The organism is Maribacter sp. R77961 (assembly GCF_044594925.1).
GTDB lineage: Bacteria > Bacteroidota > Bacteroidia > Flavobacteriales > Flavobacteriaceae > Maribacter.
Genome location: NZ_CP138991.1, coordinates 2,843,653 through 2,865,986, shown reverse-complemented (window position 1 = coordinate 2,865,986; position 22,334 = coordinate 2,843,653). Strand labels below are relative to the sequence as shown.

The 22,334-nt window shown below is 36.5% G+C and carries 19 protein-coding genes and 1 tRNA gene; 7 read left to right on the top strand and 13 right to left on the bottom strand.

Annotation, left to right across the window (positions count from 1 at the left end):
- Positions 1-23 precede the first annotated feature (23 nt).
- Together SJY09_RS12300 and SJY09_RS12295 are read right to left on the bottom strand one after the other, a co-directional pair.
- Positions 24-4,358 carry a CusA/CzcA family heavy metal efflux RND transporter gene (locus tag SJY09_RS12300; RefSeq protein WP_396636012.1) on the bottom strand — a complete coding sequence of 1,445 codons (4,335 nt, stop codon included), beginning with the start codon at positions 4,356-4,358 and terminating at the stop codon, positions 24-26.
- Positions 4,359-4,432: 74 nt separating this feature from the next.
- Complete coding sequence (locus SJY09_RS12295) at positions 4,433-4,834, bottom strand: hypothetical protein (RefSeq protein ID WP_396636011.1); 402 nt, start codon at positions 4,832-4,834, stop codon at positions 4,433-4,435.
- Between the two features lie 190 nt (positions 4,835-5,024).
- On the opposite strand from SJY09_RS12295, the gene SJY09_RS12290 reads away from it, so the two are divergent.
- Complete coding sequence (locus SJY09_RS12290; RefSeq protein WP_396636010.1) at positions 5,025-5,534, top strand: hypothetical protein; 510 nt, start codon at positions 5,025-5,027, stop codon at positions 5,532-5,534.
- Here SJY09_RS12290 and SJY09_RS12285 read toward each other — a convergent pair.
- Positions 5,531-6,511 (bottom strand): hypothetical protein, encoded by a 981-nt coding sequence (locus tag SJY09_RS12285; RefSeq protein ID WP_396636009.1) that lies wholly within the window; start codon positions 6,509-6,511, stop codon positions 5,531-5,533. The genes SJY09_RS12290 and SJY09_RS12285 overlap by 4 nt on opposite strands.
- A 90-nt stretch (positions 6,512-6,601) precedes the next feature.
- Positions 6,602-9,391 (bottom strand): alpha/beta hydrolase family protein, encoded by a 2,790-nt coding sequence (locus SJY09_RS12280; RefSeq protein WP_396636008.1) that lies wholly within the window; start codon positions 9,389-9,391, stop codon positions 6,602-6,604.
- 124 nt (positions 9,392-9,515) lie between these two features.
- On the opposite strand from SJY09_RS12280, the gene SJY09_RS12275 reads away from it, so the two are divergent.
- Positions 9,516-10,022, top strand: coding sequence for a hypothetical protein (locus SJY09_RS12275; protein ID WP_396636007.1), 507 nt, complete (start codon positions 9,516-9,518; stop codon positions 10,020-10,022).
- Between the two features lie 48 nt (positions 10,023-10,070).
- Complete coding sequence (locus SJY09_RS12270) at positions 10,071-10,484, top strand: DUF2141 domain-containing protein (protein WP_396636006.1); 414 nt, start codon at positions 10,071-10,073, stop codon at positions 10,482-10,484.
- A gap of 10 nt (positions 10,485-10,494) precedes the next feature.
- Here the strand turns inward: SJY09_RS12270 and SJY09_RS12265 are convergent, their stop codons facing one another.
- A complete protein-coding gene (locus SJY09_RS12265) occupies positions 10,495-10,899 on the bottom strand; it encodes a TonB-dependent receptor plug domain-containing protein (RefSeq protein WP_396636005.1) in 405 nt (134 codons plus the stop codon).
- A 107-nt stretch (positions 10,900-11,006) separates the two neighbouring features.
- Between SJY09_RS12265 and SJY09_RS12260 the strand changes: the two genes are divergently transcribed.
- Positions 11,007-11,393: a DUF423 domain-containing protein gene (locus SJY09_RS12260; protein WP_396636004.1), complete on the top strand. Its 387-nt coding sequence runs from the start codon at positions 11,007-11,009 to the stop codon at positions 11,391-11,393.
- On the opposite strand, the gene SJY09_RS12255 is transcribed toward SJY09_RS12260, so the two are convergent.
- The 8 genes from SJY09_RS12255 to SJY09_RS12220 all read right to left on the bottom strand — a co-directional run bounded on the left by SJY09_RS12255 (position 11,390) and on the right by SJY09_RS12220 (position 19,479).
- Positions 11,390-12,103 (bottom strand): hypothetical protein, encoded by a 714-nt coding sequence (locus SJY09_RS12255; protein WP_396636003.1) that lies wholly within the window; start codon positions 12,101-12,103, stop codon positions 11,390-11,392. The two genes, SJY09_RS12260 and SJY09_RS12255, sit on opposite strands and share 4 nt — an antisense overlap.
- A gap of 39 nt (positions 12,104-12,142) precedes the next feature.
- The gene (locus SJY09_RS12250; protein WP_396636002.1) at positions 12,143-12,895 is read right to left on the bottom strand and encodes a DUF4097 family beta strand repeat-containing protein; all 753 of its coding nucleotides are present in this window, start codon (positions 12,893-12,895) and stop codon (positions 12,143-12,145) included.
- Between the two features lie 19 nt (positions 12,896-12,914).
- Positions 12,915-13,718 carry a zf-HC2 domain-containing protein gene (locus tag SJY09_RS12245; RefSeq protein WP_396636001.1) on the bottom strand — a complete coding sequence of 268 codons (804 nt, stop codon included), beginning with the start codon at positions 13,716-13,718 and terminating at the stop codon, positions 12,915-12,917.
- Positions 13,715-14,239 carry an RNA polymerase sigma factor gene (locus SJY09_RS12240; protein WP_396636000.1) on the bottom strand — a complete coding sequence of 175 codons (525 nt, stop codon included), beginning with the start codon at positions 14,237-14,239 and terminating at the stop codon, positions 13,715-13,717. Before SJY09_RS12240 ends, SJY09_RS12245 begins: the two co-directional genes overlap by 4 nt.
- A 125-nt stretch (positions 14,240-14,364) precedes the next feature.
- Positions 14,365-15,900, bottom strand: coding sequence for a carboxypeptidase-like regulatory domain-containing protein (locus SJY09_RS12235; protein WP_396635999.1), 1,536 nt, complete (start codon positions 15,898-15,900; stop codon positions 14,365-14,367).
- A gap of 326 nt (positions 15,901-16,226) precedes the next feature.
- Entirely contained in the window at positions 16,227-18,470 is a 2,244-nt protein-coding gene (gene feoB, locus SJY09_RS12230; protein ID WP_396635998.1) for a ferrous iron transport protein B, read from the bottom strand.
- 7 nt (positions 18,471-18,477) lie between these two features.
- On the bottom strand, positions 18,478-18,711 hold the full coding sequence (locus SJY09_RS12225) for a ferrous iron transport protein A (protein WP_396635997.1): 234 nt from the start codon (positions 18,709-18,711) through the stop codon (positions 18,478-18,480).
- Between the two features lie 93 nt (positions 18,712-18,804).
- Positions 18,805-19,479 carry an SCO family protein gene (locus SJY09_RS12220; RefSeq protein ID WP_396635996.1) on the bottom strand — a complete coding sequence of 225 codons (675 nt, stop codon included), beginning with the start codon at positions 19,477-19,479 and terminating at the stop codon, positions 18,805-18,807.
- Between the two features lie 160 nt (positions 19,480-19,639).
- Here SJY09_RS12220 and rseP point away from each other — a divergent pair, with 160 nt between their 5' ends.
- The 3 genes from rseP (at position 19,640) to SJY09_RS12205 (ending at position 22,274) form a co-directional block, all read left to right on the top strand.
- On the top strand, positions 19,640-20,992 hold the full coding sequence (gene rseP / locus SJY09_RS12215) for an RIP metalloprotease RseP (RefSeq protein ID WP_396635995.1): 1,353 nt from the start codon (positions 19,640-19,642) through the stop codon (positions 20,990-20,992).
- Positions 20,993-21,073: 81 nt separating this feature from the next.
- Positions 21,074-21,147, top strand: a tRNA-Asn gene (locus tag SJY09_RS12210).
- Between the two features lie 263 nt (positions 21,148-21,410).
- Positions 21,411-22,274: a helix-turn-helix domain-containing protein gene (locus tag SJY09_RS12205; RefSeq protein WP_396635994.1), complete on the top strand. Its 864-nt coding sequence runs from the start codon at positions 21,411-21,413 to the stop codon at positions 22,272-22,274.
- The last annotated feature ends 60 nt before the right edge of the window (positions 22,275-22,334 follow it).

The window sequence follows — 22,334 nt, the reverse complement described above, 5'->3', positions numbered from 1 at the left end:
ATATTTTCCGGTCTACCTTAAGTTTATAGACTTAGATAGTTCAATTGAATAATTAGCTGATTGTATGTATTTAAATTTTCTAGACGTGCTAGTTTAATGGCGTTTGCATTTTCTATACTTTGGATATACTGGAAAAAATCTATTTCTCCATTTCTAAAGCTCAGGTTTGCTGTTTTTAAGATTTCTTCTGAGAGCTCGGCACCCTCCGTTTCATAATAGTCTAAGGCGTTAGTGTATTTTTTATATTGTGCCTGTAGTTCCTCATACCTAGAATTTAATTGAATTCTATATGCTTTGGACTCTTCAATAGCAATTTCGGATGCAATTTTGGCGGCTTTTAGTCGTGAAGCATTCCCGCCAAATAACAAAGGTATTTTGAGACCGGCCTGGTAGCCATACAAATTCCCGTTCACCGTGCTATTATTCCCTTTGAAATAGTCAATACCAATATCTGGTAATAACTTTTGGGTTTCCATTTTACGCTTGGCGTTTACCAGATCAACAGTATTTTTAGAATAGCTCATCTCTGCGGTTTCTTCAATATTTAAAGGCTTTAAAGGAACAATACGTAACGGTATAATATAAATTTCTGTACCATTCGGTATCTGAATTTTTGACTGTAAGTGGTTATAGGAAATGACGACATCTTGTTGCGCTTGTTCTAATGCCATGCTGAGTTGCCTTTGTTTACTCGCAGCTGTTATTTTTTCCAAATAATTGGTTTCCCCTAATTCAAAACGACGTTTTGCCATATGTGCAAAGTTTTGATATAGGCTATCCAGATTTTGGTAAATGCTTTCTTTTTCTTTCGTGTATAAATATTGATAGTAGGCCGATGTTACTTCTCTTTTCAGTGCTTTTTCCTTAATGGCATAACTGCTAGAGCTTAATTGATAAGTTGCTTTGTTCACTTTTTTCTTGGCAAAATATACCGTGGGAAACAAGAAGTCTTGCTGTACACCAATTACATTCAACGGAAGGCCGCCAATAGATAAATTATTTTCGTCATAACTATAGTATAGCTGTGTTTTGTCGAAGTCAAAAGAAGAACCAATAAGTGCATCTGCTTTTTTCATATGGAGCCTAGCTGCTTTTAAGCTTGCATTATTCTCTAGGGCTAATTGGATGAGTTCCTCCAAATTCTTGGGATTTTCCTGAGCGCTTCCAACAGCGGTAAAGCTTAAGCCAAACAGAAGGACAAGAATACTAATTGTATTTTTTAAGGAAGGTTTAAGACTACTATTATTCTTTTCAAAAAGGGCATATAGTACTGGGAGCACGACCAAGGTCAATAATGTTGCAGTAACAAGTCCGCCGATAACCACTGTAGCTAGGGGCCGCTGTACTTCAGCTCCAGCATTTGTAGACACGGCCATGGGTAAAAATCCTAGTGCCGCTGCAGATGCAGTTAATAGCACCGCGCGTAAACGGTCTTTTGTTCCTTGCTTTATTAAGATTTCCATGGTTTCAAAATGTTGATTCTTTAATTCTTTAAAATGTGCTATGAGTACTATTCCGTTTAGGACAGCTATACCGAATAAGGCAATAAAACCAACCCCTGCCGATATGCTGAAAGGCATATCACGTATCCAAAGAAATAGTACACCGCCAACTGCTGATAGCGGAATTGCGGTATAAATTAGTAATGCTTCTTTCACAGATTTAAAAGCAAAATAAAGCAATATAAAAATTAGCAGCAGTGCAATGGGCACGGCCACCAACAACCGAGATTTTGCACTCTGAAGATTTTCAAACTGTCCACCATATGTAATGGTGTAACCAATGGGAAGTTTTATATTTTCATCAATTAATTGCTTTATATCATCTACAACAGATTGTAAGTCGCGGTCACGCACATTGATACCCACTACTATGCGCCTACGCGTATTGTCTCTAGAGATTTTAGCGGCTCCTTTTTGATAACTGATTTCTGCCAATTCGTTTAAAGGAATTTTTCCGCCGGAAGGTAAATCCACATATAAGTTTTTGAGATGACTAATATCTTTTCGGTTTTCAGCATCTAAACGTACCACTAAATCAAAACGTTTTTCTCCTTCAAAGACACTTCCCACGGTTCTACCTGCAAACCCCATAGATACCATATCGTTCAAATCTTGAATATTAAGTCCGTAGCGGGCAATTTTTGTACGGTCGTAACTGACATTCATTTCCGGAAGTCCAATGATTTTCTCTACCGAAATGTCTGCGGCACCAGTAATATTTTGAATGAGGTCTTTGATTTCATTTCCTGTTTTACTTAATATATCTAAATCATCGCCAAAAATCTTTATTGCAACATCCGAGCGTACACCTGAAATAAGCTCATTAAAACGCATTTCAATGGGTTGGGTAAATTCTACTTCCATACCGGGGATAATTGCCAACGCTTCTTTGAATTTATTGGCCAGTTCATCTTTACTGTCCGCAGATACCCATTCGCTTTTAGGTTTTAAGACAATGATAACATCACTTTCTTCCATAGACATTGGGTCTGTGGGTACTTCAGCAGCACCAATACGCGTAACTACTTGTTTTACTTCTGGGAAGTTATTCAATAGAACGTTTTCTATTTGTGTTGTAATTTCTACAGTTTTCGCTAGAGAAGTGCCCGTTTTTAATATGGGCTGAATAACAAAGTCCCCCTCGTCTAAGGTAGGAACGAATTCGCCTCCCATTTTTGAGAATAATATAACCGTGGTGATTAAAAGTGCGGTGGTTATGCCTAAAACTATCTTTTTACTCCGTAACGCCCAATCGATTATGGGTTCGTAACGGATTGTTACCCATTTCATGAGTCGTACGGAAATATTCTTTGATGTTGACAATGATGGTTTTAAGAATAGTGAAGCCACTACCGGCACATAGGTGAAGCACAATACCATTGCTCCAATTAGGGCAAAACTAAAGGTCAGTGCCATAGGTCTGAACATTTTTCCTTCGATGCCACTTAAAGAAAGAATAGGAATAAAAACAATAAGGATAATGAGTTGTCCGAAAATGGCAGAATTCATCATTTTAGACGAACTTTTTACGGTAATCTTGTCCTTTTGTATTTGTAAATCTTCTTTATTCAATGAAGATAATGCTGCACTTTTTGCTGTAATCTGAAAAGCAATGAACTCAACGATAATAACAGCTCCGTCAATGATGATTCCAAAGTCTATAGCCCCCAAACTCATAAGATTTGCATCAACGCCAAACACGTACATTAGTGAAAGTGCAAAGAGTAGACACAACGGAATTACTGAGGCCACCACGAGTCCTGAACGAAAATTGCCCAATAAAAGTACCACCACAAAAATGACAATCAGGAAACCTAGAATAAGGTTTTCCGCAACTGTAACGGATGTTTTGGAGATAAGTTCGCTTCTATCCAGAATAGGATTAATATAAACACCTTCAGGTAATGATTTGGAAATTTCATTAACCCGCTTATTAACCGCATCAATCACTTTTTTGGAGTTCGCCTCTTTTAGCATCATGACTTGACCAAGTACTTTTTCTCCTTCACCGTTTCCGGTGATAGCTCCAAAACGAATAGCATTACCATAACCTACCTTGGCTACATCTTTGACTAAAATTGGTATTCCGTCACTGTTTTTGATTACAATATTGTTAATATCGTTCAAATTGGAAATAAGCCCTTCGCCACGAATAAAATATGCTTGATTCACTTTTTCAATATATCCGCCTCCGGCAACACTATTATTTTTTTCCAATGCTGTAAAAACCTCCTGTGCCGTTATATGCATTGCATTTAGTTTTTCAGTTTTAATGGCAACTTCATACTGCTTTAAAAAACCTCCCCAGGTGTTGACCTCCACCACACCTGGAATTCCTGATAGTTGTCGCTTTACAATCCAATCTTGGATAGTACGGAGGTCGGTAGCGTTATACTGGTCTTTATAAGCGGGCTTTACATCCAAAATATATTGATAAATTTCCCCTAACCCTGTGGTAATCGGACCCATTTCCGGTGTGCCAAAACCCTCTGGAATCTTCTCTGAAGCTGATTTAATTTTTTCTGCTAAAAGCTGGCGTGGAAGATAGGTTCCCATTTTATCATCGAAAACGACCGTCACCACTGAAAGTCCAAATTTGGTAACAGAGCGAATCTCCTTTACACCCGGTAAATTTGCCATTTCTAACTCCACGGGATAGGTAATGAATTGCTCCATATCCTGTGTGGAAAGATTGCGAGAGGTAGTGATTACCTGAACCTGATTGTTGGTTACATCAGGTACTGCACCAATAGGAATTTGGGTTAATGAATACAACCCGAAACATACAATGAATGCGGTGAACAAGAATACGATAAACTTGTTACGTATACTGAAATTGATAAGGAATGATAGCATAATTCGTAGCACTACTAATTACAGAAAGCACAATACGCTTATGCGCTGTGCAGATAGAAAAATAAAATATTTAATTATGCCCGCCGTGGAGGCTGAAAGAGACCTTCCTGTTCTAAGGAGTGATAGGAAGCGTGATAAAAATAATTTGAGGTGCTATTGATAAGAACAGCTATTTCCAATGGGTAAAGCGCGGTTTTATTTAACACAAAAGCGGAAAGTGATGCCGTATAGCACTGGTTTTGAAAAGGAAGTTCTTCATGCTCTTCCTGTTCTTCTTGGTGCTTTTTATTATGCTCCGTTTTAAGTTCACCATAGTGTTTTGAAATAAAAACAAAGAAGTCGTCTCCATATTCCTTGGCGTGGAACTGGGCATGCTCTATTAACTCATCCAATTCAACAATATCGCTTAAATGAATATTGAAACTCTGGATCAAAATGAGCAAAGCAATTGCTATGGAATTGATTTTAAGCATCATATATTATTAGTAAAGATAAGAAAATTAGAGCTATGATGGCTATTCTTTACATGTGCTTTTAGTCAAATAGAGTTTTACTGAGTGTTTTATTTCCTCCTTATATTAAGTTGTTATACTTTCATAATTTATCAGGAATCTAATATTAAATTATATGTCTTCGACAACTTTATCAATCTATAAAAGGCGTAGTATGAGATTTATTTTTGTTTTTGTCGTCTTGCTCTCATCCGTTCCGATTGGTGCGCAAACCAATGTTTCACAAATCCAGAAGGAAATAGATAAAACCGTTTGGAAACCTTTTCAAAAAGCTTTTGAGACATTAAACGGGGCAGCTTTAAATTCGACATATGCAGATGAGGTCTTGAGGGTTACTCCAGATGGAATTGATACCAAAAACGAATTTAAGACCGCGAACCTAAATCGTTTCCTCAAAAATAAAACTGATGCAGCTACCATAACACTAGATTTTTGGTTTGATAGTAGGCATACCAATGAGACTACATCATATGAAGTTGGTTTTTATAGAATAGGAACTAGCTATTACGGAAAAGAACCTAACTATAATTACGGACAGTTTCATATAGTCATTAAAAAGATTAATGGTCATTGGAAAATTACTCAAGATTGGGATACTGCGCGCATTAATGGTAATAGCATTACATCGGAAGACTTTCAGAAACAAGAACCGTTGAAATTTTAAGGTTGCATACCAATTTTCCCTTCTAACCAAAAACCTCCTGCTAGGTATAAGTTCATGCCTGTTTTGTCTTGAATGTCTAATAATGTATTACGCAACTGCGTACTTCTTATATTTAAAGCATTCCTAAGTTTATTGGACTTATCAATTTCATTTGATTCAAGATTATCAATGTAACCATAACCTGTTTCCTGACGGTTTGACTTTACCGCCGTTCTCCAGTCCTCTATGATTGCAAAATCATAAGGAGAAAGTTGTCCTTTAGAAATAGCAATTAGTAACCTTGGTCTGAGGTTTAGGTAAATGATATCATTTTTTACGAAATTCTCGGATATAGAATTGTGATGACTTAATATGGTGCTCATCCAATAATTATTACCAATTAGTTGCTCTCCAGGATAACCGGAGGACTCAAGTATTTTTTTTAAACTCGCCATCTGTTCCATGGTGTGCGGAATGCCTTTTTTATTACCATAGCGTTCCTTCGCTTTTTGTCCAATTTTAAAAAGATACTTCATTGCAAATCTTTGATCCTTCTTATACATTTTAAAGACTTCCTTTCTAAGTTCTTGGTCTATGCTACGTAGATATTTTTGTTTAAGTTGAGGAAATTGCTTTTTAAGGTATGCCCATTTTTTCATTTTGAACAAGGGTTTTAAGAAAGGCTCTTTCTTCACGGTCTTCAATTCTAATCCGCTAGCAAACCCCAGTTTTAAATACTTAAAAGCTGTATCATAGTCTTTGTTCAGCAGGGCTAGTTGTACGACTAACTTATAAGTTCTTAGAAAAATGAAATCATAAGAGGTTATAATATTACTTAACTGGCTTTGAGCTTCTTTATAGTTCTCTTTGGCAATTAGTCCTTCGGTTTTTAAAATAGATTTATGATATGCTATATAATCTAAATTATTTTGAGCGGTTATTTTATTGAATACAATTATAAGGCAAATTGAGAGTACCAAAAATAGTTTTTGTTGCATAAAATTTTTTGACAGATGAGACAACAATATAATTACATATTTGCCATTGTGGAGGTAATAATCTGTTAAAAACCTAAATATAATTTAATGCTATCTTTTCTTTTCCGAATCCATTAACTCATAACCTTGGTTGATTCCTTTTTCTATGGCAGGAACGCCTCTATCCATCCAGACAGGTTTAGCAGTACCTTTAAGATAATAATCAAAAAACTGGGCCATTCTCAGGTTAAAGTCTTTTCTGTTCTGCAGTTTTAATGGCCAATGTGGTTCTCCATTGTAATTTAAAAACCAAGACGGTTTACCTAATCTTCTTAAGCTCATAAAAAATTCAATGCCTTGGTACCAGGGGACATGACCATCTGCATCGTTATGCATTATTAACAACGGCGTATTTATTTTATCAATATTAAAAATAGGGGAGTTCTCTATATAACGGGAAGGATATTCCCATGGGGTTCCTCCGATTCTACTTTGGGTATGCTCGTATTGAAATTGTCTGCTAAGGCCTGTCCACCAGCGAATACCCCCATAAGCACTTATCATATTAGGTACAGGAGCTCCAGACTCAGCAGCTTTGAATATATCAGTTTTTGTTACGAGATAGGCAATTTGATAACCTCCCCAACTATGCCCTTGAACACCAATATTATCCTTGTCTACAAATCCTTTTTCTATTAAGGAAGTTACACCTGGTATAACACAATTGTACGCACTTTCGCCCGGGTAACCCACGCGATAGGCTACATCAGGATTAAATATTACATAGCCCCTACTGGTATAAAAACTATAGTTAATAGACGACCGTTCCGCTCTCGGTATCCTATGACGATGCAAGCCGTCTGAGCTACGTTCGTAAAAATTAACGAGCAAGGGATATTTTTTGCCTGGGTCAAAGTTCTCGGGTTTTATAAGCATTCCCATGAGTTCTTTTCCATCCAGAGAAGTCCAGTTGATGAGTTCATTAGTACCCCAATTATAGGTCTCTTGTTGCGGGTTGGCATTACTGAGAAGGGTGATTTTCTTGAAATTAATATCGGTCGTGCGTAAATTTGGAAACTCTTGAAATGATTCCTTTGTAAATAGCAGTTGTTCACTTAAGGCAGCTTTCTCAGGATTGGAATACCGATACGGCCCAGAGGCAAGCGTCGTTAATTTTTTGTTTTTTGGGTTAAAAAGCGTGTACCCAGAATTCTTGGTAGTTTCATTGAATACCGTAAGTAACCACTTTGTACTGGGGTCTATGAAACGCACCTTTTTATCTAACGGAACATATCGATATTTGGTCTTAGTTTCACGGCCTTTGGTTAATCTATTTCCTTCTCCGGTTTTTGGGTCAAATTCCCAAATGTCGTACCTGTCGTAAAGTATAATTGAAGCATCATCTTTAGTGAAACCTGCCATTCCATAAGCATAAGGATGGTCTGGGTAGTCATGGAATTCGTTGTAAAAAACCTTGTCCCTTGTCAATTCTTTATAAGCCCCTGATGCAATGTTATGTATAAACCAGGTGGTATCTGCCCGGCTGTAACCATAAGAGTATTGCGCTTTTGGACTGAGTTGCATCCGTGCAGATTTTTTCACCTGTTTTTTGACCTCACCCGTAAGCGTATTTCGTATGACATAATCATAATTTGTTTTTCCAGTCCATTGCCTTTCTAAGTCATATGGTGTAGAAGTTGCAATCAAAGCATATTTAGCGTTGCCTTCGTCACCAAGCTCGCTTTCCGGAAACTCCGTATTGGCAAGCTGGACTAGTTTTTTGCTCTCTAAATGAATTACCGACTCAAAAGACCGTATGGTGTCATTTTTTAACTGTAGTTCTTGAACGGTATACAAGCGTGGTTCATTATAAGTCCACACTTCTACGTTAACAATTTCATCATCGATAAGCGTGGTATCTTTAATAATTGGAGGTTTTCTTAAGCCGAAAAATAGTTTAGACCCATCTTTTGAGAAATGGACTTTTCTATCAGAAGAAACATGATAATCTTCAGGAGCGGTCGAGGAATCAACTAGTTTTTCTGCTTTCCCAGCACCTTTTTTCCATAAAAAAAGTTCGTTTGGGCGTATCTGCGCTTTGGTGGTGTCCGTGTCCACAACAAAACCAAGATGTTTACCAGTTTCACTAAATCCAAGTTGGTGGTACTTTGCCTTTTTTACTGAATGAACATTTTTGTTTTCTCCATTCTTCAAATCCATAACTACAACACTCGAGTTACTGTCTTTATCTTGACCCGTAGTACTATATACAAACATGTTATCTTTTTTTGAAAAGTTATAGTGTGTTACGAATTTTAAGGTATCCTCCGAACCGGTTTCAAGATTCCGTAGCACTACGTGATAACCATTTTTCTTGCTTACGTTCTTTTTTTTAGGCTTTTTCTCCTGTGCTGAATCTTTGCTTTTTGAGATAGTGTCGGGTTTTACCTCTTCTAACATATAAGCCATATAACCGGACCATTTTTCTGGCACTTTATAGGATTTTAGATTGCCTATTTTGGTAAGACTTTTATTTTCTAGGTTAAAAATTCCCAAGGAATCCTTTGGCAAATCCTTCTTCTTTACCTTTCTGCTTTTCATGGCCCTAAGGCTATCTTTCCAAGGTTTTATTGTAAAGAACAGGTGTTCAGAATCATAACTAAATAGCCCTTGCTTTCCACGGTCGTAAGCCAATAGTTCACTTCCGCCTATGTCCTTTATCTTTAAGAAATTGTCCTTTTCTCCCTTTGCTAAAGAGTAAACTACATACTTGCCATTTGGGGCTAATTTCTCCCCTTCAATAGTACTCCAAAGCTCATAATCGCTGTGGTCCAGCACTTTTTTTTGTGCGGAAACAGTCAGGGAAATAAACAGTAGCAGAAAGGGTATGATAATTTTCATAGGGATTAATTATTTAGTGCTTTTAAATATAAAAGGATTATTGGAATAATGTTTGCGTTAGAACTTTAAAAGAACAATTTTAATTATAAGAGTGAGTTGACAATAGTGTTATTAAGGTGTCGTTATGATTATAGTACGAAGTGATATCTTTGAACAAATAAATTACAGTAGGTCAAAAGATAATAATGGTATGGCAAGCAAAAAAAGACACTGGTTTTGGAATTTAGTAATGATTATTACTTTAATTATATGCCTCTCTAGCTTAGTGATCCACTACAAAAATTGGGTAAAATTGGAACCCAATGAATTTCAATTACTATCTGGATTTTATCGTGTTGCTATTCCTTATGCCGAGATGGATAGTGTGCTGTTCGTAGAGCGCATACCACCAATGGAAAGACTGAATGGATTTTCTGCATTAGAAAAAGAGAAAGGTATTTTTAGGGAGTTTAAGGATTCTCTTACCAATCATAAAATTCATGTTTTTGTGGATAATATTTCGCAACAGAAAATAAAAATGATTTATAAGGACTCGCTCAAAGTGTACGTAAACCTTAAAGATTCTTTAGAAACCATAAACTTATTTAACCACTTACAAGAAAAACATTTAGAGGTTATGGTTCCAAACTAGAACAATAGACACTATAAATTATTGAAGTTATGAAAGCTTCAACTCGTTATGAAGAAAATAATCTGCTCCTTTTTGTTTTTAATGGCTTATGCTGGCTTTGGCCAACATAGTCTTAGCCTTACTATTGAAGGTGTGCCATCTAACGCTGGTGCTATTTGTGCCGCAGTCTATAAAGACCACAAATCATTCTTAAAGTTTGATGAGGTTTATAAAATGGGTTCTGAAAAGGCGACGGAAGGGAATACGATTATACAAATCAATGACATTCCCGAAGGGAACTATGCCGTGGCAATTTTTCATGATGAAAATGGAAATAACACATTGGATACTAATATGTTCGGAATTCCCAAGGAAACTGTGGCTTTTTCAAATGCCAAAATGAAGATGTTCGGCCCTCCGAAATTTGAGGAATGTGCATTTGAAATCGTTGCTAATACTGAAATTACAATAGCGTTTGACTAGGGTTTAACTCTTAATCATAAGTTGTAATCTTTATAACACCATTAGCTGCTCTGGCACCATATTCGGCCGCTGCCGCATCTGAGAGTATTTCAATGGTCTTCACATTAAAGCTATCTACCAATTGATTTACAGAGCTGAAAGAACTACCAACGATATAAGAATCAAGTATATATAAAGGTTCTTCTGTAGCACTTGCCAAAATAGAATTCGCTGTTTTATTAATTACCGGCCTTCCATTTCTACGAACTATACCGGGCAATTGTATAACTCTCGTAAGCAGAGAAACCGCTCCTCTGTTTTTTTCGTTGAGCTCTTGTTCAAGTTCTGATTTAGTAGTATTCTTGGATTTGGAACTTCCACAACTATTGAAAATCAACAAAGTAATTATCATTAATAATAGTGATACGTTTTTCATTGCAGTGAATTTTAGATTTTTAAATATAATCCATTTTGTAAGGGAATATGTAAATCTTTATCAAGAACTTCGTTATTCGATAATTCAACAGAACTAAAAAAAAGAAAATGGTTTTACTAGCTCAATGCTTAGGTGCGTTATTTGGATTGTTAGCAATAATTTTTGGTGCCTTTGGCGCCCACGCTTTAAAAAAGCGATTTACCGCAGAACAGTTATCTAGTTTTGAGACTGGGGTAAAATATCAAATGTACCATGCACTGGTTCTTTTGATGTTAGGTTTTAACCTGAACTTAGATTCCTCATTGGAAAAGTACATGGTGTACTGTTTTGTCATTGGAGTTTTTCTTTTTTCATTTAGTATCTACGGACTGTGTATAAGTGCCTCAAAAGGGAAGAAACTGAAGTTTTTAGGTCCAATTACTCCCCTTGGAGGATTATTTCTGGTTGTTGGTTGGGGACTTTTATTGTATTCTTTTATCGGAAACCTGATTTAAAGTCGCAAATACATATTTCCGTTAATGGTATTTAACCGTAAGGAATTTTTTCCTGCTGCAACTTGGCCAGAGATTTTCTGACCCACATTCCGGTCCGTATAATTAAACATCAATTTTTCGTCTGCATAGATATCTCCGTGAATGGTCTCTGCAACTAGTTTTGTGTTCTGCATTCTCAAATCTATTTCGCCATTTATGGTGCTTAGACTTAACTTGCCAGCATATTTTTTAATATCGATATTTCCATTAATAAGGTCTGCCGTAAAATCACCTTCTATTACTTCTGACTTTAGGTCGCCATTTATACTGCTTATTTTAAACTTAGCATTTTTGGGAACATAGAGTATATAATTGAATGCAGTTAAATCACCAGTATTATAGCAATTTCTCTTTTTACCGGGATTCTTTTGAAGACAATCCTTGCGATATGCCTTGAAAACCCCTTCTGCTTCTGAAGTGATACTAATAGTAGTCGCCTCTTTCTCAATATTTAATTTGTAGAAATCTTGAAATTGAGCATCTTCTGTATAAATATGTGCTTTGAAATAAACCTGCGATTTATCCCAGGTTTTCACCTCAATATTCGAGGCAAAATTTACGTCTAAATCAATATACTGATTATTATAGTCAAATGTTTTCTCTATTACTTTTTGGGCATTCATTGAAAAGGAGATAAACCCTACAAGAACGATTAGGATACTGTTTTTCATGATTGTTCGTTTTTTGATGATTACTTTATTGATTAAGGATTACTTTTTTCTTAAATAGATGGTTCCGTTGGTAGATTTTAATTTTATATCGGTACCACCACCATTAATAGCACCTTTTATGTTTTTTCCGGATACGGATTTTAAACCGTCCTTATCGGGTCTTTTTAAGTCAAAATTGGTATAGATATCTCCATTCCAAGAACTTAACTCTAAATCTGCTTTGGTACTTTCTGGAAGGGTTACATCTATTTCACCGTTTGTAGTGCGTATAACAATGGGAGCATCTGAGCTTATCTTATCAAATACAACTTCTATACCTTGATTAAGTGAATAGGCTGTCACAGGACCGGAAAGTTTAGCTAATTTTAATCCGCCGTTAAGATTGGCATTTGCTTCTACCTCTCCGCTAAACCCTTCGATATATATGTCGCCATTCCAGGAATTGGTAACAGAGACGTTCTGGGTTTTGGGCAAGAAGATTTCTGCTTTTTCAGACCTTCTAAGATTTTTGACGATCATGTTATTACCCTCTTGTACAACATAAAAGCCAACATCGGTATTATCCGTACCTCCAGCACCTACAAGTTTTAATCCCTTAGCCTTTGCAGATTTCTGTTTCATTCCAGATACTTTGATTAAAAGCTCGTCTTTATCGTGAGTTTTTAAACTAATACCGGATTTTGAATCTATTTTAACCCATTCAATACCATTTAGAGGTTTACTAAAGTCTGACTGTGCCTCTGCACTCCAAGCAAAGAGACAGATGATTAGGATACATGTAATTTTTTTCATGATTTTCGTTTTTTGATGTTTATATGATTTGTGATAATACTCTATTTATTTCATCCTTTACAAAAGGCTGTGTGTCTTCTTGTTCCAATAATTCTTTCATGGGTGCCGCTGCTTTCTTAGCTTGAATACGCACCAAATTTTCAATAATAGCTATCTGTACACTTGGGTCTTTCTCCGTTGCTAGTGCTTTGATAAAGCCAGATTTTACCGTCTCCGATTTGGCGAAAGCAGCTAAGGCCTCCACCGCCGTAAGACGTACATTAATGTTCTCGTCCAATAACATCCTGTTCACTAATGCCTCTACGATAGCTTCGTCCGGGTTTTCAAATTCCGCAATTAAACTAACTCCTTGTATACGTTTACTGGCGGATTGGTTGTCTATTAACGATAGCATTGCTGTCTGTTTTACTTTTAGTGTTTCTGTTTCAAGAGTTGCTATATCCATATCAGAGCGCTTTGCTTGTTGTAGTTTGCCTATCATAAATGCACCTGCCAATAAGGCAATACTTGCTGCAACTTTTAGAACGTTTTTTGGCCAGCTTTTTTGAAAGGAACTTGGCTTATTCGGTAACTCGATTACTTTAGGTTTACTCTGTTTTTCGAGCTCTAGGGCCTCTAAAAAATTTGCTCTAATACTGTCCGAAGGTTTAGTTATCGTTTCTTTTTCAAAAGCGCTGAATAGAGTTCTTAACTGTTTTAATTCTTTCGCACAAGAGGTGCAATTATTTAAATGGGCATCTATCGAAGCCATTTCTTCTTCGTTTAGAATACCATCAATATAGGCGGGAAGCAAATCTTTAATATGTTCTTTAGCTTTCTTCATAATTCTGTAAAATAAATGGCTTTCAACTTTTGTATCGCTCTGCTTACTTTGGTTTTTACCGCTCCAGGTGAGCTTCCGACGATTTCGGCAATTTCTTTATATTTTATTTCTTGGTACCGGTTCAGTACAATCAATTCCCTATCGGTAGCGCTTAACCTAGAAAGTGCAGTTTGTAAGTGCGTATACGTTTCGTCCGTATCTTTTTGCTCGTCTTCCAATCTGTAGGAAATGGTATCTATGGATTCATGATTTTCCGTGCTTCTTCTAAAATGTGTTTTTAAACTATTTCTAGCTATAGTAAACATCCAAGAGGTAAAATTACCGTTGTTATAGGATGTTCTATATTTCATAAGTTTATAAAAAACCTCTTGGGTCAAATCCTCACTAAGCATTTTGTCACCGCACATTTTATATAGAAAATTAAACATATGCACATGATGTCTTTCAAATAGAATCTTCAACATATCCAAGTCTCCATTGGATACCGCCGTCATTAATTCTTCATTGGTCGTTTCCTTCAAAAGGGTATGCTTTAGTTGGTGTTCATTACTATATAGTCAGGAATTTACAAAAGGTTACAATAGGGGTAAAAAAATCGCTTCAATATCCTTGAAGCGATGTATGGGTTATCTAAAATTAAGGAGCTTTATTCTTCTACGGCTACCTCAGAAGTAAATTCCTTTATTGCGGTATTTGGCTCCATTATGGTATACCCTTTCCAGAATTCTGGGTCGTAATTGGCCATGTACTGCGGTAGTATCTCATTTGTTTCTTTAAAATTTTCAAAGGTGGTATCGCTGATATTATCAATATCAAAAACAACTACCTCATAACGATTCAGTCCACCAAAGGCAGCATCAATCTTTAAATGAAGCTCATTCTGCTTTCTTCGTCCTTTGACGTTTTTGTTCTTCTCAATTATCTGTACGGGTCTTTTAAAGCCAACTCTGTTGCCTTTTACTATTTCGTAATATTTTAATCCATATAATCCGTCCTTATCTTTTCCGAACAAAATACTTCCCTTTGCTAGGTATTCGTTGATAGAAATACCCAGTAATTTAAAATTTCTAAGGGATTCCGTATTCTCAAAATCCATCTTTACTAAGGCAAAATCATCAGAATCTATATACAACTTCCCTCGAAATTCTTCTGACCCTTTGGGTTCAAAACGGATAACGTATAAAGCCTTGTCTCCGATATAAGTAAAGTCTTCTAGTGTTAGCTCAAAACGTCTAGGTTTAAAAAGTACCTTATAATCGGTGTCCTCAAATATGGGAAGATTACTATAAAGATTGCCTAGTGTTCTGCGTTTGTAATTGGCAAAGAATTTTTTTTGATTCTCTTTCTCTTTCTTTTTGTTCTCCAATTCTTTATTTAAAGCCGCTACATCCGTTGAATCTACGTCGGCATCAAATAGTTCGTCTGCGTCTAATCGAGTGCCGAATAAACCTGATTTCACCTTAAAATAAGAATCGGTCTTTACATTTTTCTTAATGATTTCATTAAAACGTTCTTCTAGATTCTCTAAATCTAAACGTTTGCTTTTGTCATACAGTTCAGAAGCTTTAATTAAATCTAGTTTCTGCTCATCATCGTCCTCGCTACCATATAAATCGCCCAACATTTCCGTGTAGTAGGTGTCCTTCCTAGGAACTGTGCGAATAACACTATCTAGAAAAGGTTTGTTAAATGCTGGAATGGTAGATTCTTTTATGGTATAATTTGTTTTGAGGATGGTATTTTGATACGATTCTCTTAGAAACAATCTCTTTTTAGTAAAACCTATCCTATAGTTTTTTTCTAAATTTTCTTCTACGAGTTCTATGATTTCTTTAGGCGTATAATTCTTGTTGGAAACAATAACTTCTTTCAATTCAATAGCCTTGGGACTCAAATAGATAGCATTTTCTTGGAATTCTTTGATAGGTTTACCCAAAGACTCGTAACCAATACATGAGATAAGTAAGGAGTCCGTGGCCTGTATGCTTTCATCCAGCAGAAATGTAAATTGTCCTTCCTCATTCGTAATAACTCCTTTATTGTTTAATAAAACCGTGACATAGGGGATTGGTTTTTGTGTAACACTATCCAGTATTCTGGAGCTGAGTGTTTGGGCATAGAGGGAAGATGATAACAGAAAAAGGGAAAACAGTCCGGCTGTTGCGATAATGGTCTTTTGCATATAACTTGGATAACTTAATTACAAACTAAAGAATAGGTAAGCGCATTAGCTTCCTGTTTTTGTTTTTCTTAGGATGTATTTATTATTTTTTTAACGAACTAGGTTCGGTTCAGAGGAAGACTTGAAATAGTGTAATTTGTTACAGCCAAAATATAACGCGGCTATTTTTTAGGCCTTAATTACAGCCACAATCGTCTTGTCCACAGGCTTTGGACTTTTGTTTTTTTGTGCTGAACAATGATTTAGGAAGGAAGAATTTTTTAAGGATATATCCAATAGCAATAGCTAAAGTAATGTAGACTAGTATTTGTTGTACGATATCCATTTTATTTTAAAAGTTGATAAGCTATTAATGCGACAATATAGGCAAAAAGACTCATGAAAACGAGTTGCCCTGTAGGCCATTTCCAAGAATTGGTTTCACGTTTCACAACAGCTAAAGTGCTCATGCATTGCATGGCAAAAGCATAAAATAATAATATCGAAATTCCGGTGGCGAGATTAAAAACAGGTTTTTGGGTCTTTGGATTTACCTCCGCTGCCATTCTTTGAGTAATAGTATCCGTATTTTCTTCACCGCTACCAACGCTATAAATGGTGGCCAAGGTGCCTACAAAGACCTCTCTAGCAGCAAATGAGGTTAAAACGGCAATACCTATCTTCCAATCATAACCTAAGGGCTTTACTATGGGCTCAATAACTTTTCCTGCATATCCCATAAAAGAATTTTCTAGCTTAAAACTTGCAATTTCCTGACTTTTGGCAAGATTAAGAAGTTCTGTTTTTTTATGCGCCATAGCATTTGTAAAGGCAACTTTATCTATTGTATAAGCATTTTTGGAAATACTGTCATTCAGCTCTTGTTGATATTGCCCTAATTTTGTTGCTATATCTAATTGATTAAAGGCGGAGTATCCGTCAGTATCAATACGTTGTTGTACTATTTGTTCCGCATTTTTGAAATTATTCGAAATTCCAAAAGAACCTAAAAACCAAAGTATAATGGAAATAGCTAAAATAATTTTACCTGCGCCTAACACAAAACTCTTTGTTTTTTCCAATACGGTATAAGCTACATTTTTAGGTAAAGGGAGTTTGTAATTTGGCATTTCTACAACAAAAAAGGACCTGCTCTTTATTTTTAAGATTTTGTTCAATACCACGGCAGAGAGGATGGCCGCCCCAAAGCCGAGCAGGTATAGCAACATTAAAATCAAAGCCTTGTAGCTAAGCCCCAAAAAACTACCTTCAGGGATAACTAGGGCAATTATAATTAAGTAAACAGGTAATCTGGCGGAACAGGTGGTAAAGGGCGTAACTAAAATCGTAATAAGACGTTCTTTCCAATTTTCGATGGTTCTTGTAGCCATAACCGCGGGAATAGCACAAGCTGTCCCAGATATTAAAGGTACTACGCTTTTACCACTTAGGCCAAAAGGACGCATTACACGGTCCATTAAAAAAACCACCCTACTCATATAACCGGTTTCTTCCAAGAGCGCTATGAAAAAGAATAGAAATGCAATTTGAGGAATAAAGATGACGATACCACCAATACCGGCTAGGATTCCTTCTGCAATAAGATCAGTGAATACACCGGCCGGAAGCGTATTTTTAACCCATTCTGTAGCGGAAGCAAAAAAGGAATCTATCATATCCATGGGATATTCGCTCCAACCATAAATAGTTTGAAAAATGAGCAATAGAATCAGGAAGAAAATTAGATATCCAAATACCTTATGGGTTAGTACTTTGTCTAACCCGGCCCTAAATCCTTTTGCCGCGTTGATATCGACTTTATATGTTTCCTTTAGAATACCGTTAATAAACTGATACCTTAAAATTGTTTCTTTTTGTTGTAATCTTTTGAGTTCAGATTTTGATTTAGTGTCAAAAGAAGATGCGTCTTTTATTAGATTCTTCTCGATAGGCATGAAGTTAACATCTTGGGTGATGACCAACCATAGTTTATATAAATCTTCGTTTGGAAAAGTGCTTTTTAGTCCGTCAAAGTAATCTGGGGCAATGACAGTGGTGTCTACAATTGGTTTTTTGGAAAGATTTTTAAAACCTGCAATCAATTCCTTAAGTTCTTCTATGCCTGTTCCTTTTCTGGTACTGACCAAAGCAATTTTGGCATCTAGGTGCTCCTCTAGTAAAGAAATGTCTATACTAATGCCTTTACGAGACATTCTATCGGCCATATTTATGACTAATATGGTAGGAATTTTAAGGTCTTTTATCTGGGTGAATAGAAGAAGGTTTCGTTTTAAATTTTCAACATCCGACACTACCAAGGCAACATCTGGATGATTTTTATCATTTTTATTTAGCAATAATTCTACGGCCACACTTTCATCTAAAGAAGTGGTGTTAAGGCTATAGGTTCCTGGTAAATCCAAGATATGGGCTTTAACGCCTCTAGGAAGTTTACAAACACCCTCTTTCTTTTCTACTGTAATTCCAGGATAGTTACCCACTTTTTGGTTAAGCCCGGTAAGTTGATTGAAAACCGAAGTTTTACCTGTATTAGGATTTCCTATAAGCGCTACGTTAATTTGTTTGCTCATAGGAATATTATTCTTTAATGATTTCTATGGCAATTTGAAATGCCATTGATCGCCTTATGGCTATATGAGAACCATTAACATTAATGTATATTGGGTCTTGGAGTGGTGCCACTTGTATTAATTCTACCTCGTTACCGGGTAGGCAGCCTAGTTCTAGAAGTTTTATGGGCAATAAATCTTCTGCGAATTCCTTTATAATTCCTCTTTCACCTCGCTTTAAATGCCCAACAGTTGTCTCCAATTTTTATTTAGATTCATTTTAAGTAAGGACAAAAATAAGGGAAAAATTGAAAGGAAATCTGTTAAAATCGAAAAAAGAAAAGGTATTATCTAATTACTCTGCGTAAGAAGCCTTGAGTACTTCTAAATCTTCCAAGAGTTCTTTAATGGCTTCTTTTTTAGTGCCATCATAAAAACCTCGAATACGCTTTTCTTTATCCACTAAAATAAAATTTTCTGTATGTATCATATCAAAAGGCCCTCCATCACCATCTGTCTTTACTGCTAAGTAAGATTTTCTGGCGAGTTCATAGATGACCTTTTTATCCCCAGTGACCAAATTCCATTTTGCATCGTTCACGCCTTTTTCCATAGCGTATTTCTTTAACTGCGGAACAGAATCTATCTGTGGAGTAACCGTATGGGATAGTAATAATACACTAGGGTCATCAATAATCCGGTCTTGTATATCGCCCATATTTTTTGTCATGACGGGACAAATTGTAGGACAGGTGGTAAAAAAGAAATCGGCAATGTAGATTTTGTTTTCGTAATCGTCCTCTGTTATGATCTTGCCATTTTGATTGGTCAATGAAAAGTCGGCAATGGTGTGGTATTTCCTTATATGTTGAATTTCTTCAGGAACCAATTCCGAATTAACCATGGCCGGAGAATATACGGGCAAGAGTCTTGTGGGTTTCAGCGCATTATAAAATAGGTAGATGATTACAGCTGATAGTAGTAAAAGAACAATCCCCAAAAATTTAAATTGGCTAAAAAAAGAGCGCATCGTTTTTTTTACAAAGGTAAGTTAGCTCAGCGAAGGTTTCAAGCTGTGGGCCAGCAATAGCTGCCAAAATATTCTTAAAATAGACCAAGGGTGGCGAGTTTCTTTTTTTAAGACCCTGTAAAAATGTACTTTTGTCCGATTTAAATTTTAGAAGATACTAATGAGCCCCATTATAATAAAGACAATACAATTTTTCTTAAGCCTGTCCTTGCTTATCGTATTGCATGAACTTGGACACTTTATTCCAGCAAAACTATTTAAGACCCGTGTTGAGAAATTCTACTTGTTTTTTGATGTAAAATTTTCGCTGTTTAAAAAGAAGATAGGGGAAACCGTTTACGGTATCGGTTGGCTGCCCTTAGGCGGTTATGTGAAAATTTCCGGGATGATAGATGAAAGTATGGATACCGAAGTTATGAAAGAAGAGCCTAAAGAATGGGAGTTTAGAAGCAAACCAGCCTGGCAACGTTTAATTATTATGTTGGGAGGAGTAACGGTAAACTTTATTTTGGCCGTTATTATTTATATAGGAATGGCTTGGTCTTACGGTGAAGAATATATTCCGGCAGACAGTCTAAAGGATGGTTTTTTAGTTACGGAAAAAAACATTGGAGATAAATTGGGTGTCCAGACCGGCGACTTGATACTTGCCATTGACGGAGAAAAAATCGAGAAATTTGGAGCGCTTCCCATAGAGATTATTAATGGCAATACAATGACCATTCAAAGAGATGGTCGTAATTTTGAACAAGAGATTCCTGTAGATTTCATCGCTACTTTATTAGAGGATGAAGATAAAATACGTTTCCTTAGTATGCGTACGCCGTTCATCATTAGACAGGTGCCAGAGGATTCTCATAATGCGGATATCGGGCTTCAGGAAAAGGATGCTGTTGTTGGTATAAACGGTGCTGCGGTACACTACCAAGATGAAATAGTACCCTTTCTAACAGAAAATAAAGGAAAGAAGGTGCAGCTATCTATTTTACGAAATGGGTCCACTATTCCTATGGAGGCAGGAGTTTCCGACGAGGGAAAATTAGGAGTGGTTGTAGGGCTTTCTTCAATGGAGGAATATGAGGAAAAAGGTTATTTTAAGATGGAGACGGTTAAATATTCCTTCTTAGAATCCATTCCTGCGGGAATTGATAAAGGCGTAAACACGCTGACCGGTTACGTAAAACAAATGAAGAAGATTTTCAACCCCTCTACCGGAGCATATAAGGGAGTTGGGGGCTTTGCAGCAATTGGGGGTCTTTTTCCAGATTCTTGGAATTGGCCTGCATTCTGGAGCGCAACAGCTTTTATATCCATTATATTGGCGTTTATGAACATACTTCCCATACCTGCACTAGATGGAGGTCATGTAATGTTTTTGCTCTATGAAATGATAACGGGGAGAAAGCCTAGCGATAAGTTTTTGGAGTATGCACAGATGACAGGATTCTTCCTTTTAATAGCCTTGTTATTGTTCGCAAACGGTAATGATGTCTATAAATGGCTTTTTAAATAGAAAAAGCACTTTTTTTTGTTTGGCGAGTTTTAAAAAACAACTATATTTGCAGCCGCTTTGAGTGATTAAAGCGGATTATTTTCCTCCTTAGCTCAGTTGGTTAGAGCATCTGACTGTTAATCAGAGGGTCCTTGGTTCGAGCCCAAGAGGGGGAGCAAAACAAAAAGAAAACCTTGTCGGAAACGATAGGGTTTTTTTGTGTGCAAGAGTTCTTGGGCGAGAAGCCTGTCCTGAGCGAGGTACGAGTCGAAGGGAGCCCAAGCGTTGCATGGAGCTTGCCGAAATGAGGGGAGTAAAATTAAAATCCTTATCAGAGATGATAAGGATTTTTTGTTTTAAGCAGGTATAATAAAGAGATATAAAGCCCGTATTTGCAAAAAAGCCAAGTTTCAATTATCTTAAGTTCATATAATTAACTATGTCTACACGTATTCATACAGACTTAGTTCCCCTATTAAGCGACTTGGTAAATGGTTTACAAGCCTATGCTAAAGCACAAGAAATCGTACTAATTTTTGTACCTTTTATTTCCACAGTACAGACATTTTACTATCCAGAAAAATTGCTTTCTGAATTCACGGTACTATTAAGTCGTATCATAACATTTACTCCCCAATCCAATACCGTAAAAGTTTCCTTGAGCGCGTGTAATCTAAAAAAGGGCCATTACGTCGTTTCTATTGAAAATTCGGGCGTAGACCTTTCAAAACTTGGGGAGATTCTATCTTCTGTTAAAAATGGACTCTTGGTAGAGCGACTAAATCGAGGAACTCGCTTTAAAGTTTCCATACCAAAAGAACCGATTACTACTATTTCAGCTGACCAAAATAATATGCAAAACTTGTTGCCAAAACAATATCCGAATTACTATGCAGCCATTGCCAAAAGGCTTACAACATATTTTTCGAACACAGAGAATATGGAAAAGGCTGCTGCCCTAAAGAGTTTTAAGGAGGGCGTATTTCTTAAAAAGGTGAACGTGGTGCTACAGTCGCATCTTTCGGACCCTGATTTTAAGGTAGATACCTTGGCAGATGCCATGGCGCTGAGCCGTACCCAATTATTTCGAAAAATCAAGGCACTTACCCAAATGTCGCCACAGCAATATCTAAGGTTTGTGCGATTGGAAAAGGCAAAAAAACTGTTGCAATCAACGGATAAAGATTTGAACGTAAGTGAGGTATGCTATGAGGTAGGTTTTGCGAGCAAGAGCCATTTTACCCGATCTTTTCAAAAGGAGTTCGGTTTTAATCCTTCCGAATTTATAAAGGGGAAAATGTAACCTAGATACAATTTTTCGCAACCTCTGGTCAATTTAGACCTTGAAAGCACCCTTAAATTT